The organism is Clostridium estertheticum subsp. estertheticum (assembly GCF_001877035.1).
GTDB classification, from domain to species: Bacteria; Bacillota; Clostridia; order Clostridiales; family Clostridiaceae; genus Clostridium_AD; species Clostridium_AD estertheticum.
On the sequence record NZ_CP015756.1, the window covers coordinates 4,268,785 to 4,286,672 of the forward strand.

Below are 17,888 nucleotides of genomic sequence, written 5' to 3' on the forward strand. Positions count from 1 at the left end.
GTATTAGTATTTATATCATTTTTTAGAGAGCTGCTGTTAGCTGCAAAGCAGTAATGATAAAATATGAACTTACCTATAGACTTACATCGTAAGTAAAAGCCTACTTGTAAAAACAAGTACGGTTAAAACCGTTATATTTGCAAGTGAGGTTTAAAACCTAACTAGAGTGGTACCGCGGAATATTACTTTCGTCTCTTTTTTGAGATGGAAGTTTTTTTATTTTTAGTCATACATATTTTTACATTTAATCACAAAAAATCTATATAGAAAAAATAATTAATCAAGCTTAAGATTAAAACATAACAAGGAGGAATATTAATGGCAAAATATAATACAGGCATCGATGAAAAATGGCAACAAAAATGGGAAGACACAGATCTATACAAATTTGATGAGAATAATACTGAAAGAAAATTATATGTACTTGAAATGTTCTCTTATCCATCTGGAAGCCAATTACATGCTGGACATTGGTTTAACTACGGCCCCGTAGATACTTGGGCTAGAATGAAAAGAATGCAAGGATATAATGTATTTCAACCAATGGGTTTTGACGCTTTTGGGCTACCTGCCGAAAACTACGCAATAAAAACAGGTGTTCATCCAAAAGATTCTACTGAGCAAAACATTATTAATATGAAAAAACAATTAAAGGCTATGGGAGCTATGTTTAATTGGGATCATGAAGTTGTAACTTGTAGACCTGATTATTATAAATGGACTCAATGGTTATTCTTAAAATTATTTGAAAAAGGTCTTGCTTATAGAAAAAAAGCCCCAGTAAATTGGTGCCCTAGTTGTAATACAGTTCTTGCGAATGAACAAGTACTTACAGATGGTTCTTGCGAGAGATGTGGCACTGAAGTTACTAAAAAGAATTTAACTCAGTGGTTTTTAAAAATTACTGACTACGCTGAGGAACTACTAGAAATGCTTGACACTTTAGATTGGCCAGAAAAAACTAAAGCAATGCAAAGACATTGGATAGGTAAATCTACTGGTGCTGATGTTACTTTTAAGGTATCGGATTCCGATGTAGACTTTAGTGTATTTACAACAAGGGTAGACACTCTATATGGCGTTTCATATGTAGTTATAGCCCCTGAAAATGATCTTGTTGACATTCTTACTAAGGATGAATACAAGGATGCTGTTGAATCTTATAAATATGATGCCAGGAAACAAACCGATATAGAAAGGCAGTCTATTACAAGAGATAAAACTGGTGTATTTACAGGTTCTTATGCTATAAATCCTATAAACGGACGCAAAGTTCCTATTTGGATTGCAGACTACGTTCTAAACACTTATGGAACTGGTTGCGTTATGGCTGTTCCAGCTCATGATGATAGAGATTTTGCTTTCGCAACTAAATACAATTTACCTATTGAAAGAGTAATCGTTGGTTTTAAAAGCAAGAATGAAGACGATGAAAAACTTCCTTATACTGAACATGGTAAAATTATAAATAGTGAAGAATTTAATGGTTTATCTACAAATGACGCAAAAGAAGCAATAGTTAAAAAATTAGAAACCATGAATTTAGGTTCTGGCAAGGTAAACTTTAGACTTCGTGATTGGTTAGTTTCAAGGCAAAGATATTGGGGCGCACCTATTCCAATAATTCACTGTGATAAATGTGGAACTGTTCCTGTTCCTGAGACTCAGCTACCAGTAGAGTTACCTTATGATGTGGAATTTACACCAAACGGCGAATCACCCTTAGCTAAATGTGAGGAGTTTATTAATGTCACTTGTCCTAAATGCGGAGGCCCGGCTCATAGAGAAGCCGATACCTTAGATACATTCGTTTGTTCTTCTTTCTACTATTTAAGATATGCAGATAATAAAAATAGTGAAAAGGCTTTTGATACAGACTTAATAAACAAAATGTTACCTGTAGACAAGTACGTAGGCGGTCCTGAGCATGCATGCATGCACCTACTTTATGCAAGATTTATCACAAAAGCTCTTCGAGATATGGGATATTTAAACTTTGATGAACCATTCTTATCTCTTACTCACCAAGGTTTAATACTCGGAGAAGATGGATTAAAGATGAGTAAATCCAAAGGGAATACAATCTCACCAGACAAGTATATAAAAGAGTTTGGAGCAGATGTATTTAGAATGTACCTAATGTTTGGTTTTGGCTATACTGAGGGTGGTGCTTGGAGTGATGATGGTATAAAAGCTATATCAAGGTTTGTTGATAGAATTGAAAGGGCTGTAGACACCGGAAGTGACGAAATTTTAAAAAACACTAATAATGTAACTTCTATCGGTGCTAATGAAAAAGAATTGAACTATTGGAGAAATTTTGCAATAAAAGGTATTACCGAAGATACTGAGAAACTTCAATTTAATACTTCAATTGCAAGACTTATGGAACTTACAAATGCTGTATCAAAATATGTTAATTATGAAAGTATAAACAGTAAATTATTAAAAGAAGTGCTTATAGATTATCTTAAACTTTTAGCTCCCTTCGCTCCTCACTTTTCAGAAGAGAAATGGGAGACATTAGGTATGGGTTATTCTATATTTAACCAAAGCTGGCCTACCTTTGATGAGAGTGCTCTTATTAAAGATGAAGTAGAGATTGCCATTCAAATAAATGGTAAGATTAAATCTAGAATAACTATAGCTCAAGGTTTAGATGAAGAAAGTATAAAACAAGCCGCTTTAAATGATGAAACATTCATTGCCGCTCTTGAAGGTAAAACTGTGCGCAAGGTTATTGTAATCAAAGGACGACTAGTTAATATAGTAGTTTCTTAAAAAAAGGGAGTAGAACATTTTATTTAAAATGTTCTACTCCCCTTTTGATTATGCCTTATACATGTCTAATGTTTTTTGAGTTGCACGAAGTAAACTACTAAGTTCAAAAACTTCTCCTTCTTCTAATAACTTGTTTATTTGTTCTCTATACCTAGTTGCATCCATTAATTTTCCAAGAGATGATAACATAAGTATATTATTCATTATATCTGATACTAAATTAGATTTCACCTCAAATAGTTTTTGTGCATCTTTAATTTCATCTTTAATTTCTAGCATTTGTTCATCTAGTTGAAAAGCAGCATCTGCAGCATTTTTAAGTTTTTTTCTTATATACTCTGGAATATCATGCTTATATTTATAATTTAGAGAATGCTCAACCGTAGCCCAAAAATTCATTGCAAGTGTTCTGATTTGAAATTCTGCGAGTATTTCAGTTTGACCACCAGCTAAGTTCACAGGATACTTTATAATCATATGATAACTTCTATATCCACTCCCTTTTACATTTGCAACATAATCTTTTTCATAAACTATCTGCATATCACGTCGCTCTCGAATTAAATTTACCACCTTATCAATATCATCAACAAATTGGCACATTATCCTTATTCCAGCTATATCCTCCATCTCAAATTCAATTCTGTCCAAAGGAATAGAGAATTTATTAGCTTTCTCAAGGATACTAGATATCTCTTTAACTCTCCCTGTAACAAATTCTATAGGTGAATAGTCATTTTTACGTCTATATTCTCTTCTTATACTTCTGAACTTTACTTTTAACTCCTCCACACCCTGTTCATAAGGGATTAGAAATCTTTTCCACTCTCTTATTGCCATATTCTCAGTCCTTTACATAATATTTCATATTCATTCTTTTAAGGTTTATAATTAACATATCAGATTTTTATGGTTACGTTTTACATTAATATTATATTTATATTAATTTTCTGTTATAATTAATTTACTACTAAATTACTATAATAGCAATTTATTAAGTAAAATATAGTAAATTATATAACTAATCATACCACATTAAATCTAACTTTGAGGTGATTAAATGGATAAAAATATATTTTCCGGTCTAGAGAATATGGGATTTGATAATATTGACCATATTAACATATATAACAAAGAAACTGAAGCCGTAAAAGAAAGCAAGGAAAGATCTTTTCTATATAATAAAGAGGTCACCTGCCCTGTTTGTAACCACGTATTCAAGGCTGCAACAGTAAAATCCTCTGCTTATAGAATGATAAAAAAAGACAGTGATTTTTTTATTAGGTACTCATTAATTAATCCTTATTTCTATGATGTATGGCTTTGTAATTCTTGTGGATATGCAGCTATGAAAACAGATTTCTATACTATACGAAGTATAGAAATAGAGCAAGTACAAAAATCTATATCAAGCAAGTGGCATGGACGAATGTACCCAGAAGTTTATGATGTTCATGTTGCTATTGAAAGATATAAATTATCTCTTTTAAATTATGTTATAACAAATGCGAAATCTAGTAAGAAAGCAATAAATTGCATGAAACTTGCCTGGATGTACAGACTAATAGATACGCAGGCCTCTAAAGAAATAGAGCTAGTATTTTTAAAACAAGCTCTAGAAGGCCTTAGTGATGCATACTACGCCGAAGCATTCCCCATATATGGCATGGATAAATACAGTGCTATGTATCTTATCGGAGAATTAAATAGACGCCTTGGACATACAGACGATTCTTTAGTTTGGTTTAGCAATGTGATAACAACCCCTAATGTTAAACAAAATTTAAAAGAACTTGCACGAGATATGAAAGACCTAATCAAAGAAGAAGCTGCTGCGTTACTCGCTGATACTGATAACTCAAACATATCTTCTACAGAAAACTTTGAGCCATTAGAAAACACCAAAAAATCTAGTTTTTTTTCCAAATTATTTAAATAATAAAAATAAGGCACATAAAAGTAAACAAGAAGTCAATATACTCACATTTTAAAACGTGCTTATTTGACTTGTTATTTATCTTTATGTGCCTTTGACTATTTAATAAGTTATCCACATAAACAAATTTATCGCTATTAATTATACACATTTCATTAACTTATATTTTATTCTAATATTTTTAAAGGATCAAAATTTAAGTAGTCACAAGACGTTACTATATAATCAACGCCCTCTATATTTCCTTCATATAACCTATTTAAAGATGGCCCATGCAAGTGACCATAAATTACTTTTGAAACATTATATTCTTTTACTATACTGATAAGTTCAGTTTCCTCAAACTTATCAGTAGTAGGTGGATAGTGAAGCATTACAATAAATTTCTTATATCCGCTCTTAACTGCTGCATCTAATGAAATTCGCAGTCTTATTAATTCCCTATTATATATTTTTTCATCATGAATAGAAAATTTTGTTGACCCTGGGCAATTCCAGCCCCGCGTTCCACATATAGCAACATCATTATAGTTGAAAAAATTATTTTGAATAAAATTCATATCTTCATAGAGAGCATTAAGCTTCGTTATACCACTCCACCAATAATCATGATTTCCTTTGATAAGTATTTTTCTTCCTGGTAGTTTATGAATCCAATCTAAATCATCCATACCCTCAGACATATGCATAGACCACGAAATATCTCCCGCAATTAGTACCGTATCCTCTGGAGATATCTTGTTAATCCAATTTTTTTTTATTTTCACATGATGATTACTCCATTTATCTCCAAATATATCCATAGGTTTATCTGAATTGATAGCTAAATGAAGATCTGATATTGCCCACAACGCCATAATACACCTCCTAATTAACTACACTATATTCTTTTTTAAGTTCTAATTTTTTTTCATTAATGCATCTATATCCATAACATAAGCAATGACCTTTGCTATTGCATCGTATAATTCTACGGGTATTTCCGATCCTATATCAACATTTGAGAGCAAATTCGCTAATTCTTCATTTTGTACTATTGCAACCTTACTCTCCTGTGCAGTTCTAACAATTTCATCTGCAATATAACCTATTCCAGCTGCCGTTACTATAGGAGCATCATATCCATTTTCATATTTTATTGCAGTAGCTTTTTTTATCTTTTTCATTTTAACACACCTCATATGCTAATCGTCTTAAACACCTAATTATATTATACCTTTATATTGATTGCATTAAAACTTCTATCATTAAAAAATTCCCCACATTCCGCTAACGTAAACTCGTTAACCTTATTATTTACATTAATACTAACTCTATAACTTAAACTTGATAAATCCTTAATTAACTTTTCCTTGCTAATATCCAAAACTTCAACAAAAAATTCATCGCAATTAATATCTATATTCATACTACTATTACTAATTTTAATATATGCATCAACTGTTCCCATATTTATTGTTTTTATACTTGTAGCAATCTTTACATTTGTACTATCAATTTTTTTGCCTTTATTTCTATCATCTTTAATTATTAATTTAAGTTGATACTCATCATTTTTAACATTTATAGGCAAATCTAAATAATAATACTGCTGAGAAATAGAATTAAATATTTTTATATCGTTAAGTTTTTGATTAAACATATCTATAACCTTCTCATAAGTCTCTGGTTTAAGATTAAGTTTATTTTGAATAATATCCTTAACTATATCTTTAATTTCACCTGTCTTTAATTTTATTTGATCCTTAATAATAATATCTGTAGCTGTTTTTGATATCTCTTTTTCCACATTATCTATAACTTTTTTATCTATGTCTGAAAAATTCAATTCTTTTTTTATCATATTTATAATTTCATTAAGTGAATTGTTTTTGCCATAACCATTAACCTTAGTATTTGTAAAATTTTTATTTTCTATTTTGCTTTCACTAACAGTAGCTTTATCCAACTTATTCAAAGGAATTTCTTTATTCTTATTTATATTATCTAAATTTTTACTGCTAGGCTCAATTTCTTTTGTATTCAATTTTTCCTCTAGATTATCTATAATTTTAGTACTACTATCTGAACTTATTTCTATATTTTCCATTTTTAAAATTTTGTCCACTAAAGTTTTAATTTCTCCTTTATTAAAACTTCCAATTTGTAATTTCAAACTTTTGCTTGGTTCCAAATTTTTATTTTGTTGTAAATTTTCAACTTGTTCAAAATTTTCACCTATTTCTAAATTTTCACGCTGTCCTAAGCTTTCACCCTGTCCTAAACTTTTAATAGTAGAACTGGATAATATATGATTTAGACCTAAATTTTTAAGTTCTTTATTTATTAGACTAACTACTTCTTTAAAATTATTATTATTATCAAACTTACTATCTATAAATGATCCCTCTGTACTAGTTTTTTCATTGTTTTTAACCATTGTAATACCATTCTGATTTTGACTTACTGCTAAAGGCTTTATCGACTCTTGCATATCTTTATTTTCTCCACTGCTAAATAGATAGTTTTTAATTTCTTTTAAATTGTTATATATAGCTGAATCGCCCTTAAATAACTTTATAAAGCTTTCAAGATTTTCTTTAGTAAATCCAATATTATTTTCTTTAAATAATAATATCTCATCAACATTTAGATTCTTTAAAACTGCAAAAAAATCTTTTAAAACTTTTGTTATATCATTAGCTTTAGCACTATTTGGGTCAATGTTTCTACTTTCAATATATTTAGTTATAAAAGCATCCTCTTTTTCCCCATTCAAAGATATTTTCCCTTTAAAATCAACTAAGTTTTTTATATCAGTTATATTATCTTTAGTTAGAGGCATATCATGTTTTATCATTTTTTCAAAAAGTAAAGCGTCTGTTTTGTCAGTGCTTAATAATTTTCCACTATGATTGTCTTTTAAAATGTCATTTTCTACGTTTTTACTATCCTCATGTACTAGCTTTATTTTAAGCTTTCCCTCTTCGAATCCTTCTACTTCAAAATTCAGAACGCTACCGCTAGTCCCTTGTTCTAGTGGCTTATCTAGCTTCGCCACAAATTGCCATCCATCTAATAATTTTAAATTAACTTCTCCTTTTTGCTGGTCTACACTTACAATTCTTGCATTGAATTTCTCTCCAGCTTCAAATGATATTTTACTAAAAGCTTTTTTAGCTAAAGGATTTTGCAAAATTGGATTATTACTAATTATCGCCATAAGCCACCTCCAATTTGTTTAAGTTACTAATATTTAAAAAATCATCAATATTTTATTATCGTATATAAACCATTTTTTTGAAGGGGATATCAATAATTTTCTATAAATATTAAATTGCCCTTTTAAATCAAAAGACAAAGCTAAAATATAAATTTTAACTTTGCCTTTTAGAATGTTTTATTCAATGATCAATGAGTAATATTTTTTCTTTCCTTTTTTAATAAGTACTTTACCATCTTTGAAATCAGTATCTACTAGAGTTTCATTTTTATCTTCGATCCTCTTATCATTGATAGTTAATCCGCCTTGTTCTATTAGCCTTCTAGCTTCTGCTTTTGAAGGTAATACTTTAGTGTAGACTAATATATCCATCAATCCAGCACCTAACATGCTTCCTGGGATAGATACAGTCGGCACGCTACTCATATCAGCTCCAGCACCAAACAATGCTTGTGCTGCGCTTTGAGCCTTCATAGCTTCTTCTTCTCCATGAATAAGTTTTGTAACCTCAAAAGCTAAAACTTTTTTAGCCTCATTAATTTTTTCACCCTCTAAAGCGCAGAGCCTCCTGATTTCGTCCATTGGTACAAAGGTAAGTAAAGATAAACATTTCTCTACAACTGAGTCCTCTACATTTCTCCAGTATTGGTAAAAATCATGTGGAGATGTTTTATCTGCGTCAAGCCATAAAGCGCCATTTTCCGTTTTCCCCATTTTCTTGCCTTCACTATTTGTTAATAATGCACAAGTTATTCCATAAGAAGCTTTACTTTCTTTTTTTCTTATCAGTTCCATGCCAGCAATAATGTTTGACCATTGATCATCTCCACCTAATTGCATAGTGCATCCATATTTCTGATTTAACATTAAAAAATCATATCCTTGCATAAGCATATAGTTAAATTCAAGGAAAGATAAACCCTTTTCTAATCTCTGTTTATAACACTCAGCAGCTAACATCCTGTTTACTGTAAAATGTACTCCTATATCCCTTATAAATTCTACATAATTTAAGTTTAATAACCAGTTTGCATTGTTTTCAAGTATTGCTTTGTCATCCTTAAAATCTATAAGTCTTGAAAGCTGAGTTTTTATGCAACTTATGTTATGATCAATTTCTTCCTTTGAAAGCATTTTTCTCATATCTGTTTTACCAGATGGATCACCTATCATCGCAGTTCCTCCACCAACTAATGCTATAGGTCTATGCCCTGCCCTTTGCATATGTGCCATAAACATCATAGTAACAAAATGACCAACATGTAGGCTATCCGCTGTTGGATCAAATCCTATATAAAATGTAACCTTCTCCTTTCCTAATATTTTCTTGATATCATCCTCGTGAGTAAGTTGCTTTAAATATCCTCGTTCTAAAAGTGTATCATATACATTTTCCATGATTTGTTCCTCCCTATTTTAATACTACTTATTTTTGGGGATAAAAAAAACGCCCCCTATGAAAGGGACGAAATATTTTCCGTGGTACCACCCAAATTGATTTAACAATCCGCTTTTTCCTTATAACGTAAGGTCAACCCGTCTCAGCTTAATTTAATCGTCACCTATGGTGACGCATAACTTTATTTCAGCTTAAAGCTCCAGAATGTAATTCACCATATTCCTTAACTAGTTCACACCTACCACTAGCTCTCTTAATAATTCCTATAGTTACTTTTTTCTTTCATAGCTTTATATATTTTTTTAACTTATATCTATTTAACCATTTATTACGTTTATTTTCAACTATTTTCCCCGTATATATTAAATATATATTTAATATATAGACATTATTAAATATAGGCTCAAATAAAATGCTTAACTCCTGGGAAAATAGACTTAAAGGTATTATCATCTTTTGAATCCACAAATATTACTTTACCATACTTAATAAAATCCTTTTTCATTCGTGCAAATCCTTTCCCCGATTTTATAAATCTTTTTTTGTCATCCAAAACTATTAGCTTATCATATATCCACATGTTTCTTTTTAAATAATTATGAGTATTAACTTCAGTTGAAAATAATAGATTACCAGGGCTAATTACACTTACACTGTTGTAATTTACTACTATTTCAATTTCCTTGTTAAATATAGTATAATCCCTATAAAGTATTGCATTCTTTACGGCTTCATGAACTGCACTTATAGGATAATTTGATGGAAATATCTTTTTTAAAATTTCTTCTACTCTATCTAACATATCTAATAAATTACCTTGCACAAGTATTACCTCATCGAATTTATCGTTTACCTTATTTATAATCTTTATCATATTATGAGGTAAATAAATACTATTTATTGAGGAAAATACTAATAATCCACCCAGGGTAACTACCCTTTTATTATAATCTCTTTCTATAAAAGTTATTCCTGCATTGTCCATAAATTCTAACCTATTATCGTTATTTACTAAGATTCCTTTATTTTCAAAATACTTATTGATTATATTGAAATTCAAACTATTAACATCACTATTCATAATAGGCATAGTCTCAATATTAAGATTAAAATTTTCTTGTAAACAGGAAATTAATTCCTCTTTCCTCATTGTATCTGTTGTGGACCCTCGTCTTATGTAAAACGCCCCATTTTCCCTTAATTGATAAGGTTTCTGACCACCATCATATATAGTTATAATTGCCAGGTTTTTGCTTTGATATAATATAAAATCTATGGATATTGGAATAGGTGGTTCACATCTTGAACTAATTATTTGTTGAATTTGTTCTTCTTTAAATTCATTGGCATCAATACCTATAATTCTTTTTGTTTTATCCTCTACCCCAATTATGATATATCCACGTCCTCCACGAGAATTTGCTATAGCAGATACATCTTTAGCTAATTCTTTTTTACCACTTTCTATTAATATATCAATTTTTTGCTTGTAATCTAGTTTTGTACCCTCATCCCTTTTGAGCAAGATGCTAATTCTTTTTAAATCCATGTATTTCACCCCAACCCCGCTATAATAATATATTATTATTATAGTATAACAATGTTTCAAATGTAATTATATTTTACAACAAAAGAGGATTAAATACCATTACATAAATAATGCTAAATTAATGAAAATTTTTATCATCTCCGGAGGTCATTATTTCTACATCTACTTCGACTTTCAACTCAGTTTTCTTAATAATATTTGGGATTTTTACATTTGGATATTTCCTATAAAATTCATCACTTATTTCAAAAATATCTATCCCCTTATCCTTGTATTTAGAAAATAAGATATTGCAAGCCTTCTTGATGTTATCTTCTGCCGTCTCTTCCATTTTCGCAACATTTTTTTTAGTAAGTATAATACTTTCTTGAGCCTCACCAAAATCTACCTTAACTTTAATTTTCTTTTTAAAGTGAACAATGTTATCTGAATAATTTACTTCTGTTTTAGTTTTACTTTTTACTATTTCTAGAGTAACAAATTTATTAATATCACAAGGATTAGTTACTTCTAAAATACCACTTGATAAAGTATTCTTTAAAAAGTTATATCCTAGCCCCTCAGTACTTTCTAAAATGCTTACCATTTTATCATCTTTGATTACCGCTCCACCATTTATTTGTAATTTCGGCTCCAAACTATCCTTTGGCATATCTATTATTGTTAATACAGATGTTTTCTCTCCAGCAACTCTTTTATTTAGATAATCATTTAAAGTTAATATTACAGCTCTTGGGGATGATCCAATGTTTTGTATAAGTTCTGTTATAAAGAACCCAATGTACTTTTCCTGAGTAATTTTCAACCCCATAAGTTTTTGTGCATCCCCTGGATATACTGCTATATAGGGTCTTACAAGTAATTCCTGGTCACGAGATAGCAAGTCTACGAAATTATCAAGTCCGTGCTCTGCAGCCCTTTGAGTAAATATTATGACTTTATTTTGTGTATAATTTAATTTGTAACTTGAGGTTGAGTTCATATCTCTAATGGCCTCAAATAATGTTTTTCCTTTACCATTAAATAATATTCTCTCATCCACACCTTCAGTAGACGCCCCCTTTATTCCCTTAAACGCTTCAATGTATGTTACAGGGTTACCACTTTGATCCACATCTATGACTAATGCAGTAACAAATAAAACCCTATTTATATCCCTGTAACTAAAGCATGCTGACATATTAAAACAATTTATTATTAAACATATTATAAGCAATATTTTTTTATATTTTCTCATTGTAATTATCCTTATCGAAAATATTATTAGATATATTGTTAAGATCTTTCCTATATAATATATCCTTAGATTTAAAACTTTCTAATGTGCCAAACGGAAACAAATATGGATATCCACAACTTTCCAGACCCGACATATGTGCGATTAAAATGAAGAATCCAATATAAAAACCTGGAAGCCCTAGCACTGCTGAAAACATAATAATAACTATATTCCATATAGATAAAGCACCATAAAGTTTAGGAACTAAAAAAGAAGATATAGACGATAGTGCAACTATTACCACAGTACTTTGGGAGGCTATTCCTACTCCAACTACAGCATCGCCTAATATTAAAGCTCCAACAATACTCATTGCTTGACCTATTGACTGTGGCAATCTTATACCCGCCTCCCTAAGTAGCTGGAAGAAAAATGTCATTAAAAGTAGTTCTAGAACTGTAGGAAGAGGCACCCCTGCCCTAGACACTGCGAACCTTATTGCAAGAACAGATGGAATAAGAGAGAAATGGTAGGTCGCAAGAGCCAAGTATACACCTGACAATAAACAAGCTGCAAAAAAGCTAATTACTCTTGTAATTCTAGATAAATTTCCAAAATACTTATTAGAATAATAATCGTCTGGCGATTGAAAATTATCTATAAAAAAATATGGTGCAGTAATTACAAACGGCGTTCCATCTACAACTATTGCTATCTTTCCCTCTAAAAGTTTTGATGCAACCACATCTGGTTTTTCAGTAGAGCCGATTGTATCAAAAGTAGTGTTCTTATTTTTAAGAGCTTCCTCAATATAATTCGTATCTAAAATAAACTCCAATTTTATATTGGACACTTTTTTTCTTATATAATCAACAAGTTTTTTAGGAGCAACACCTTCAATATAACATAATACAACTACTGTATTTGATTTAGATCCTAAAGTCATGGATTCAAATTTTAAATTGAGATTTTTTATTTTCCGCCTAATCAACGATACGTTATCTACAAAAGCCTCTGTAAATCCTTCTCTTGGTCCCTTAATAACGTTTTCTGTAACAGGAATACCTACACTCCTCCTTACATACCCTTTCGCTTCACAAAAAATTGATTTATTTGCAAAAGAAAAAATAAGCACTAGGTCACCAGACAAAATGTGCGATATCGCCTCATCATTGGTATTAATGTCACCAATATTATTAGCTGGTAATATTTCTTTTTTTATATACTCTATATCTACATTTGTAATATCATGTTGTATAAGCGGGTTAAATATATATTCACTAATAAATTTAGAATCACATAAATCATCAATGAATACGCCAAATATTATCCCCATTTCACATTTTATTTCTCTATATTTAACATCATAGCTGTTTTTTAATTTCTCCTTAATATACTCTATATTTACTTTTTCCATTTTAATCACCCGCTTTATTGTTTGTAATGTTAAAGTTTAATATTCTAAAATTATATAATATTTAAGTTTAATATTTTTAATTTGGTAAATAATACTAACATAGGCGTAATTTTATTACGTCTATGTTAGTATAAAAATACTGAAATGATGAGGAGATAAAATGGATAAGCTTAATACAAAACATTTGATGTTCATAATTTGGGGTACATCTATTGTAGCAATGAAAACTTACCCCAATGTATTTATTATAAATGGAGGACGTGATTCCTGGATTTCTGTTATAATTGCCTCTATATTAATATTCCTTTATTTTATTTATATACTTTACATCTGCAAAAAAAACAGTTGCTATAATATGGACGAAATATATCATAAAGCTATCGGTAAAACTATGGGTGATATTTTTTTAATTTTATTTATCCTAAGTCTAATTGTAAGTTTAATGGAAAGTGCTTCAGTTGAATCAAATGCAATACATGTAAATCTGCTACAGGAAACTCCAACTTGGTTTTTTCTATTGTTTATATTAATGCCAGCAATTTATGTAACAAAGAAAGGTACTAGAGCAATAACTATAGTTGTTATAATTGGTATTTCACTTATAATGGTGGCAGGAATAATTTTAGCGGTTCTTACAGCTCCATATAAAAAATACAATTACTTACTTCCTATAATGGCAAATGGCGTAACTCAATCTTTTATTTTATCAGTAATAAAAGCACTGGGATGTTATAGTGGTATAGCTGCTTGTATTCCATTTTTATCAAATGTTTGTCATAAACCCAAAATCATAAAACATTCCATTATTGCAATACTGATTGTAATACAAATGGAGATCTTCGCAAATATTGGTCTCTTAACTACCTTCTCATTAGTTAGAGTCCTCGGAATTAACTACCCTAAACTTATACAAACTCAGTTAGTTAGTTATTTTAGTTTTATAGAGGGTGGTGAATTCTTTGTAATGCTTCAAATGGTTGGCGGATGGTTTATAAAATATGTATTAGTACTAAATGCTATACTAATCCTAATAAAAAGGCTTTCCTTCTTTAACAAATACACAATATATATTATTACATTATTAGTATTCATATTTTCCTATTTCCTTTCTGCAAAAGTAGTATTATTATATAAATTTTTAAACATTTACGTTTATTTTTCTGTGATAAGCCTTATATTAATACCAACAATAATTTTCAGTATATTCTACTTTAAAACAAAAATAAATAGTAGGACATTTACTCTAAAATAAGCATTTATAAGGTTTAGTCACTTTTTAAATATACGTAAAAAAGGCTCAGAATTTATTATATTATGAGCCTTTTTTACTAATTTATAAATCCATGATTTTTATTATATTTAACAAGCGTTAATGATAATGGCAATGCAAGAGCAATACCAACTATAACTTGACCAATATTTGGAGGTATATCCACAAATGCAAGTAGTACGTTATTAGTTGTTAGCTTATATACTACAAGGCCTGAAAGAAAATACCCAAAAACCATCCATACACCCGCTACTATAAATGCAAATAGATTATTCCACAAATTATCTGCTTTATATCCCTTCCTATATGCAATCATAGCTGTTATGTATGCCATTCCTCCTTTTATAATCAATGTAAAAGGCGCCCAATAAAACCACGGTGTTGATAAATCAAATAAAGTCATACCAAGTGCAGCCGCTATAACACCTTTTTTCTTTCCTAGTAACAAGGCAGATAAATATACCATGCTATCCCCTATATGAAATACAGCCTTATTCCCCACTGGTACTTTTATTAAATATGTAGCAATATATATAATAGCTGCCATAAGGCTAATTTGTACTATATCAATAGTTTTAATAGACGTGTTACTACTTTCCATCATTCTCCCCCTAAAGTTTTCGCTTAAATATTTTTTTAAGATTCTCTCTAATACCATTATATACAATACTTTTTTATTTTCAAATGTATCCATACGCTTTTTAAAATAATAATTTAATATATTGTATATACATTGTCGAAATACTAAATACTATATAATATTTAGTTATTTTGATAAATGGAGGTATTCATATGACTTTCTTGCGATGGCTTGGTGGATTTGTGGTTTTATTTTGGTTAATGGGAGTACTTTTTAGTAAAGGTGGAAGTTTAATTAATATATTACTAATAGTTGCTGCAGTTGTATTTATAATTGACATTCTATTTAGTAAAAGAAAAAATTTATAAAATTGAATGCAAAAAAGTCTCTTGAAATATTTTCAAGAGACTTTTCATTTTATTTATTTTTAATTAAGTTACCTAAAATACCCTGACATATACTTAATCATTATTTTTACTAACATCCGATAAGATTAAACCTTTATTATGCTCTAATGCCCAACTAATACCCCAATCATTTTGGAATAATAATAGATCCCTGTCCTTAAAATCTTTAACTAATCTAGCATCACTAGTTAAGTTAAGTTTTTCTTTATCTATTTCACTCTTTTCAATCCATCTTATATTTTTAAATGCTAACCTATCAATTTTAATATCTACACTATATTCGTTTTTAAGTCTAAATTCTAATACCTCAAACTGAAGCACTCCTACAACTCCAACTACAATTTGTTCAATTCCTATATGTAGTTCCTTAAATACTTGGATTGCTCCCTCTTGAGCTATTTGTGTTACTCCCTTTATAAATTGCTTTCTCTTCATAGTATCAACAGTTCTCACCCTTGCAAAATGTTCTGGCGCAAAAGTTGGTATTCCTTCAAACTCAAATTTATTTGAGGACGAACATATAGTGTCCCCTATACTGAATATACCTGGATCAAAAACTCCAATAATATCTCCTGCATAAGCTGTATCTACTATTTCTCTCTCTTGTGCTAAAAATTGTTGAGGTTGTGCAAGTTTTATTTTATTACCGCCTTGCATATGATAAACATCCATGCCTTTTTCAAATTCTCCAGAACAAATCCTCATAAAAGCAATTCTATCCCTATGAGCCTTATTCATATTCGCTTGAATTTTAAAAACAAACGCAGAAAAGTATTTACTATAAACATCAATTTTCCCTATACTCGAATTTCTTGGTAATGGAGGTGATGTTAATTCTAAAAAGCTTTCTAAAAATGGTTCAACACCAAAGTTAGTTGAGGCACTACCAAAAAATACTGGAGTAAGCTCACCATTAGCTACTTTCTCTAAATCAAAATCATCACCAGCTACATCTAGAAGTTCCATATCTTCCATAAGCTTATTATATAAATCGTCGCCAATAAGCTCAATTGCCTTTTCATCAAAAGCATTAATCTTTGTTTCCTTAACTTCTATTTGCCCATGCTTTCCATCATCAAAAACAATAATTTCCTTTGTACGCCTATCGTAAACGCCTTTAAAATCTACCCCGCAACCTATAGGCCAATTCATTGGATAAGATCTAATACCAAATTCATTTTCTATTTCTTCCATAAGCTCAAATATATCTCTAGTTTCTCTATCCATCTTATTAATAAAAGTAAAGATAGGAATCTCTCTTATGCTACATACATGGAATAGTTTTCTTGTTTGTGCCTCTACTCCTTTTGCACCATCTATAATCATTACTGCGCTGTCTGCTGCCATAAGCGTTCTATATGTATCTTCACTAAAATCTTGATGCCCTGGGGTATCAAGTATGTTTATACAAAAATCTTTATAATTAAATTGCATAACTGAAGACGTAACAGAAATACCTCTTTGTTTTTCTATTTCCATCCAATCAGAAACTGCATGTTTAGAAGCTTTTCTAGCCTTAACTGAACCTGCAAGCCTTATAGCACCACCATATAATAATAACTTTTCCGTCAGTGTAGTTTTACCCGCATCTGGATGAGAAATTATAGCAAACGTTCTTCTCTTTTTAATCTGTTTTATGTAATCCTCCAAGGTATCCTCTCCTTTTTTATACTTCAAATTATGTAAACGCATATATATATTCCTACAATCACTAGCTTAACTCCTAGTGATTCTAAAATTTCACCTATCAAATCTCTACCTATCAATTTTAGCTTTTATACACATATCTGTCAACTAAGGTTGTACTTATAATGGTAGCAGGATAAAATTCTTTTAAGTGAAATTTATTTAAATATTACTAATATTATCGGAGGTAAAAAAATAAATTGACTTACCTAATTTATTATGTTTATATTAATATATGAGTTAAAACTTATATAAAACTTAATATTTATTTAGTTTTCTAGGGTTCCGCAGTTTATAACTGGCTGGTCCAAGAGAAAACGCACAGTTATCTGTGTTCACGGAAGGACAAAAGCCTGGGAGATATTATAATAATATTTCTTAAGGCTTTTTTATTTTTCTCACTTTAAATGATGCTATGAAATATTCTTATAATTTATTCTAA

General features: G+C 29.9%; 14 protein-coding genes, 1 riboswitch and 2 other annotated features (1 of these 17 running past the window's edge). Of the genes, 4 read left to right on the forward strand and 10 right to left on the reverse strand.

Going from position 1 to position 17,888, the window contains the following annotated elements; genetic code table 11:
• Positions 1-199, forward strand: a binding site (T-box leader); it begins 19 nt to the left of the window's first position.
• A gap of 119 nt (positions 200-318) precedes the next feature.
• The gene (leuS, locus tag A7L45_RS19955) at positions 319-2,781 is read left to right on the forward strand and encodes a leucine--tRNA ligase (protein WP_071614402.1); all 2,463 of its coding nucleotides are present in this window, start codon (positions 319-321) and stop codon (positions 2,779-2,781) included.
• 48 nt (positions 2,782-2,829) lie between these two features.
• Here leuS and yjbM read toward each other — a convergent pair whose 3' ends face one another.
• Complete coding sequence (yjbM, locus tag A7L45_RS19960; protein ID WP_071614403.1) at positions 2,830-3,621, reverse strand: GTP diphosphokinase; 792 nt, start codon at positions 3,619-3,621, stop codon at positions 2,830-2,832.
• A gap of 220 nt (positions 3,622-3,841) precedes the next feature.
• Here yjbM and A7L45_RS19965 point away from each other — a divergent pair, with 220 nt between their 5' ends.
• Positions 3,842-4,720 carry a DUF2225 domain-containing protein gene (locus A7L45_RS19965; protein ID WP_152025091.1) on the forward strand — a complete coding sequence of 293 codons (879 nt, stop codon included), beginning with the start codon at positions 3,842-3,844 and terminating at the stop codon, positions 4,718-4,720.
• A gap of 164 nt (positions 4,721-4,884) precedes the next feature.
• Here the strand turns inward: A7L45_RS19965 and A7L45_RS19970 are convergent, their stop codons facing one another.
• The 7 genes from A7L45_RS19970 to A7L45_RS20000 all read right to left on the reverse strand — a co-directional run bounded on the left by A7L45_RS19970 (position 4,885) and on the right by A7L45_RS20000 (position 13,503).
• On the reverse strand, positions 4,885-5,574 hold the full coding sequence (locus A7L45_RS19970; RefSeq protein WP_071614404.1) for a metallophosphoesterase: 690 nt from the start codon (positions 5,572-5,574) through the stop codon (positions 4,885-4,887).
• A 42-nt stretch (positions 5,575-5,616) separates the two neighbouring features.
• Positions 5,617-5,883: an EscU/YscU/HrcU family type III secretion system export apparatus switch protein gene (locus A7L45_RS19975; protein ID WP_071614405.1), complete on the reverse strand. Its 267-nt coding sequence runs from the start codon at positions 5,881-5,883 to the stop codon at positions 5,617-5,619.
• A gap of 44 nt (positions 5,884-5,927) precedes the next feature.
• Positions 5,928-7,919, reverse strand: coding sequence for a hypothetical protein (locus tag A7L45_RS19980; RefSeq protein ID WP_071614406.1), 1,992 nt, complete (start codon positions 7,917-7,919; stop codon positions 5,928-5,930).
• Positions 7,920-8,096: 177 nt separating this feature from the next.
• Positions 8,097-9,317: a tyrosine--tRNA ligase gene (gene tyrS / locus A7L45_RS19985; protein WP_071614407.1), complete on the reverse strand. Its 1,221-nt coding sequence runs from the start codon at positions 9,315-9,317 to the stop codon at positions 8,097-8,099.
• Positions 9,318-9,377: 60 nt separating this feature from the next.
• Positions 9,378-9,613 (reverse strand) — a binding site (T-box leader).
• 108 nt (positions 9,614-9,721) lie between these two features.
• Positions 9,722-10,867 (reverse strand): AlbA family DNA-binding domain-containing protein, encoded by a 1,146-nt coding sequence (locus A7L45_RS19990; protein ID WP_071614408.1) that lies wholly within the window; start codon positions 10,865-10,867, stop codon positions 9,722-9,724.
• Between the two features lie 118 nt (positions 10,868-10,985).
• Complete coding sequence (locus A7L45_RS19995; protein ID WP_071614409.1) at positions 10,986-12,104, reverse strand: Ger(x)C family spore germination protein; 1,119 nt, start codon at positions 12,102-12,104, stop codon at positions 10,986-10,988.
• Positions 12,091-13,503 carry a spore germination protein gene (locus tag A7L45_RS20000; RefSeq protein WP_071614410.1) on the reverse strand — a complete coding sequence of 471 codons (1,413 nt, stop codon included), beginning with the start codon at positions 13,501-13,503 and terminating at the stop codon, positions 12,091-12,093. Before A7L45_RS20000 ends, A7L45_RS19995 begins: the two co-directional genes overlap by 14 nt.
• A gap of 160 nt (positions 13,504-13,663) precedes the next feature.
• Between A7L45_RS20000 and A7L45_RS20005 the strand changes: the two genes are divergently transcribed.
• On the forward strand, positions 13,664-14,755 hold the full coding sequence (locus A7L45_RS20005; RefSeq protein WP_071614411.1) for a GerAB/ArcD/ProY family transporter: 1,092 nt from the start codon (positions 13,664-13,666) through the stop codon (positions 14,753-14,755).
• A gap of 76 nt (positions 14,756-14,831) precedes the next feature.
• Here the strand turns inward: A7L45_RS20005 and A7L45_RS20010 are convergent, their stop codons facing one another.
• Positions 14,832-15,374, reverse strand: coding sequence for an ECF transporter S component (locus tag A7L45_RS20010; protein ID WP_071614412.1), 543 nt, complete (start codon positions 15,372-15,374; stop codon positions 14,832-14,834).
• A 191-nt stretch (positions 15,375-15,565) separates the two neighbouring features.
• Between A7L45_RS20010 and A7L45_RS23395 the strand changes: the two genes are divergently transcribed.
• Entirely contained in the window at positions 15,566-15,721 is a 156-nt protein-coding gene (locus A7L45_RS23395; RefSeq protein ID WP_169829622.1) for a DUF5670 family protein, read from the forward strand.
• 93 nt (positions 15,722-15,814) lie between these two features.
• On the opposite strand, the gene A7L45_RS20015 is transcribed toward A7L45_RS23395, so the two are convergent.
• On the reverse strand, positions 15,815-17,410 hold the full coding sequence (locus tag A7L45_RS20015) for a peptide chain release factor 3 (protein WP_071614413.1): 1,596 nt from the start codon (positions 17,408-17,410) through the stop codon (positions 15,815-15,817).
• 302 nt (positions 17,411-17,712) lie between these two features.
• Positions 17,713-17,808: riboswitch (guanidine-I (ykkC/yxkD leader) on the forward strand.
• Positions 17,809-17,888: the final 80 nt, after the last annotated feature.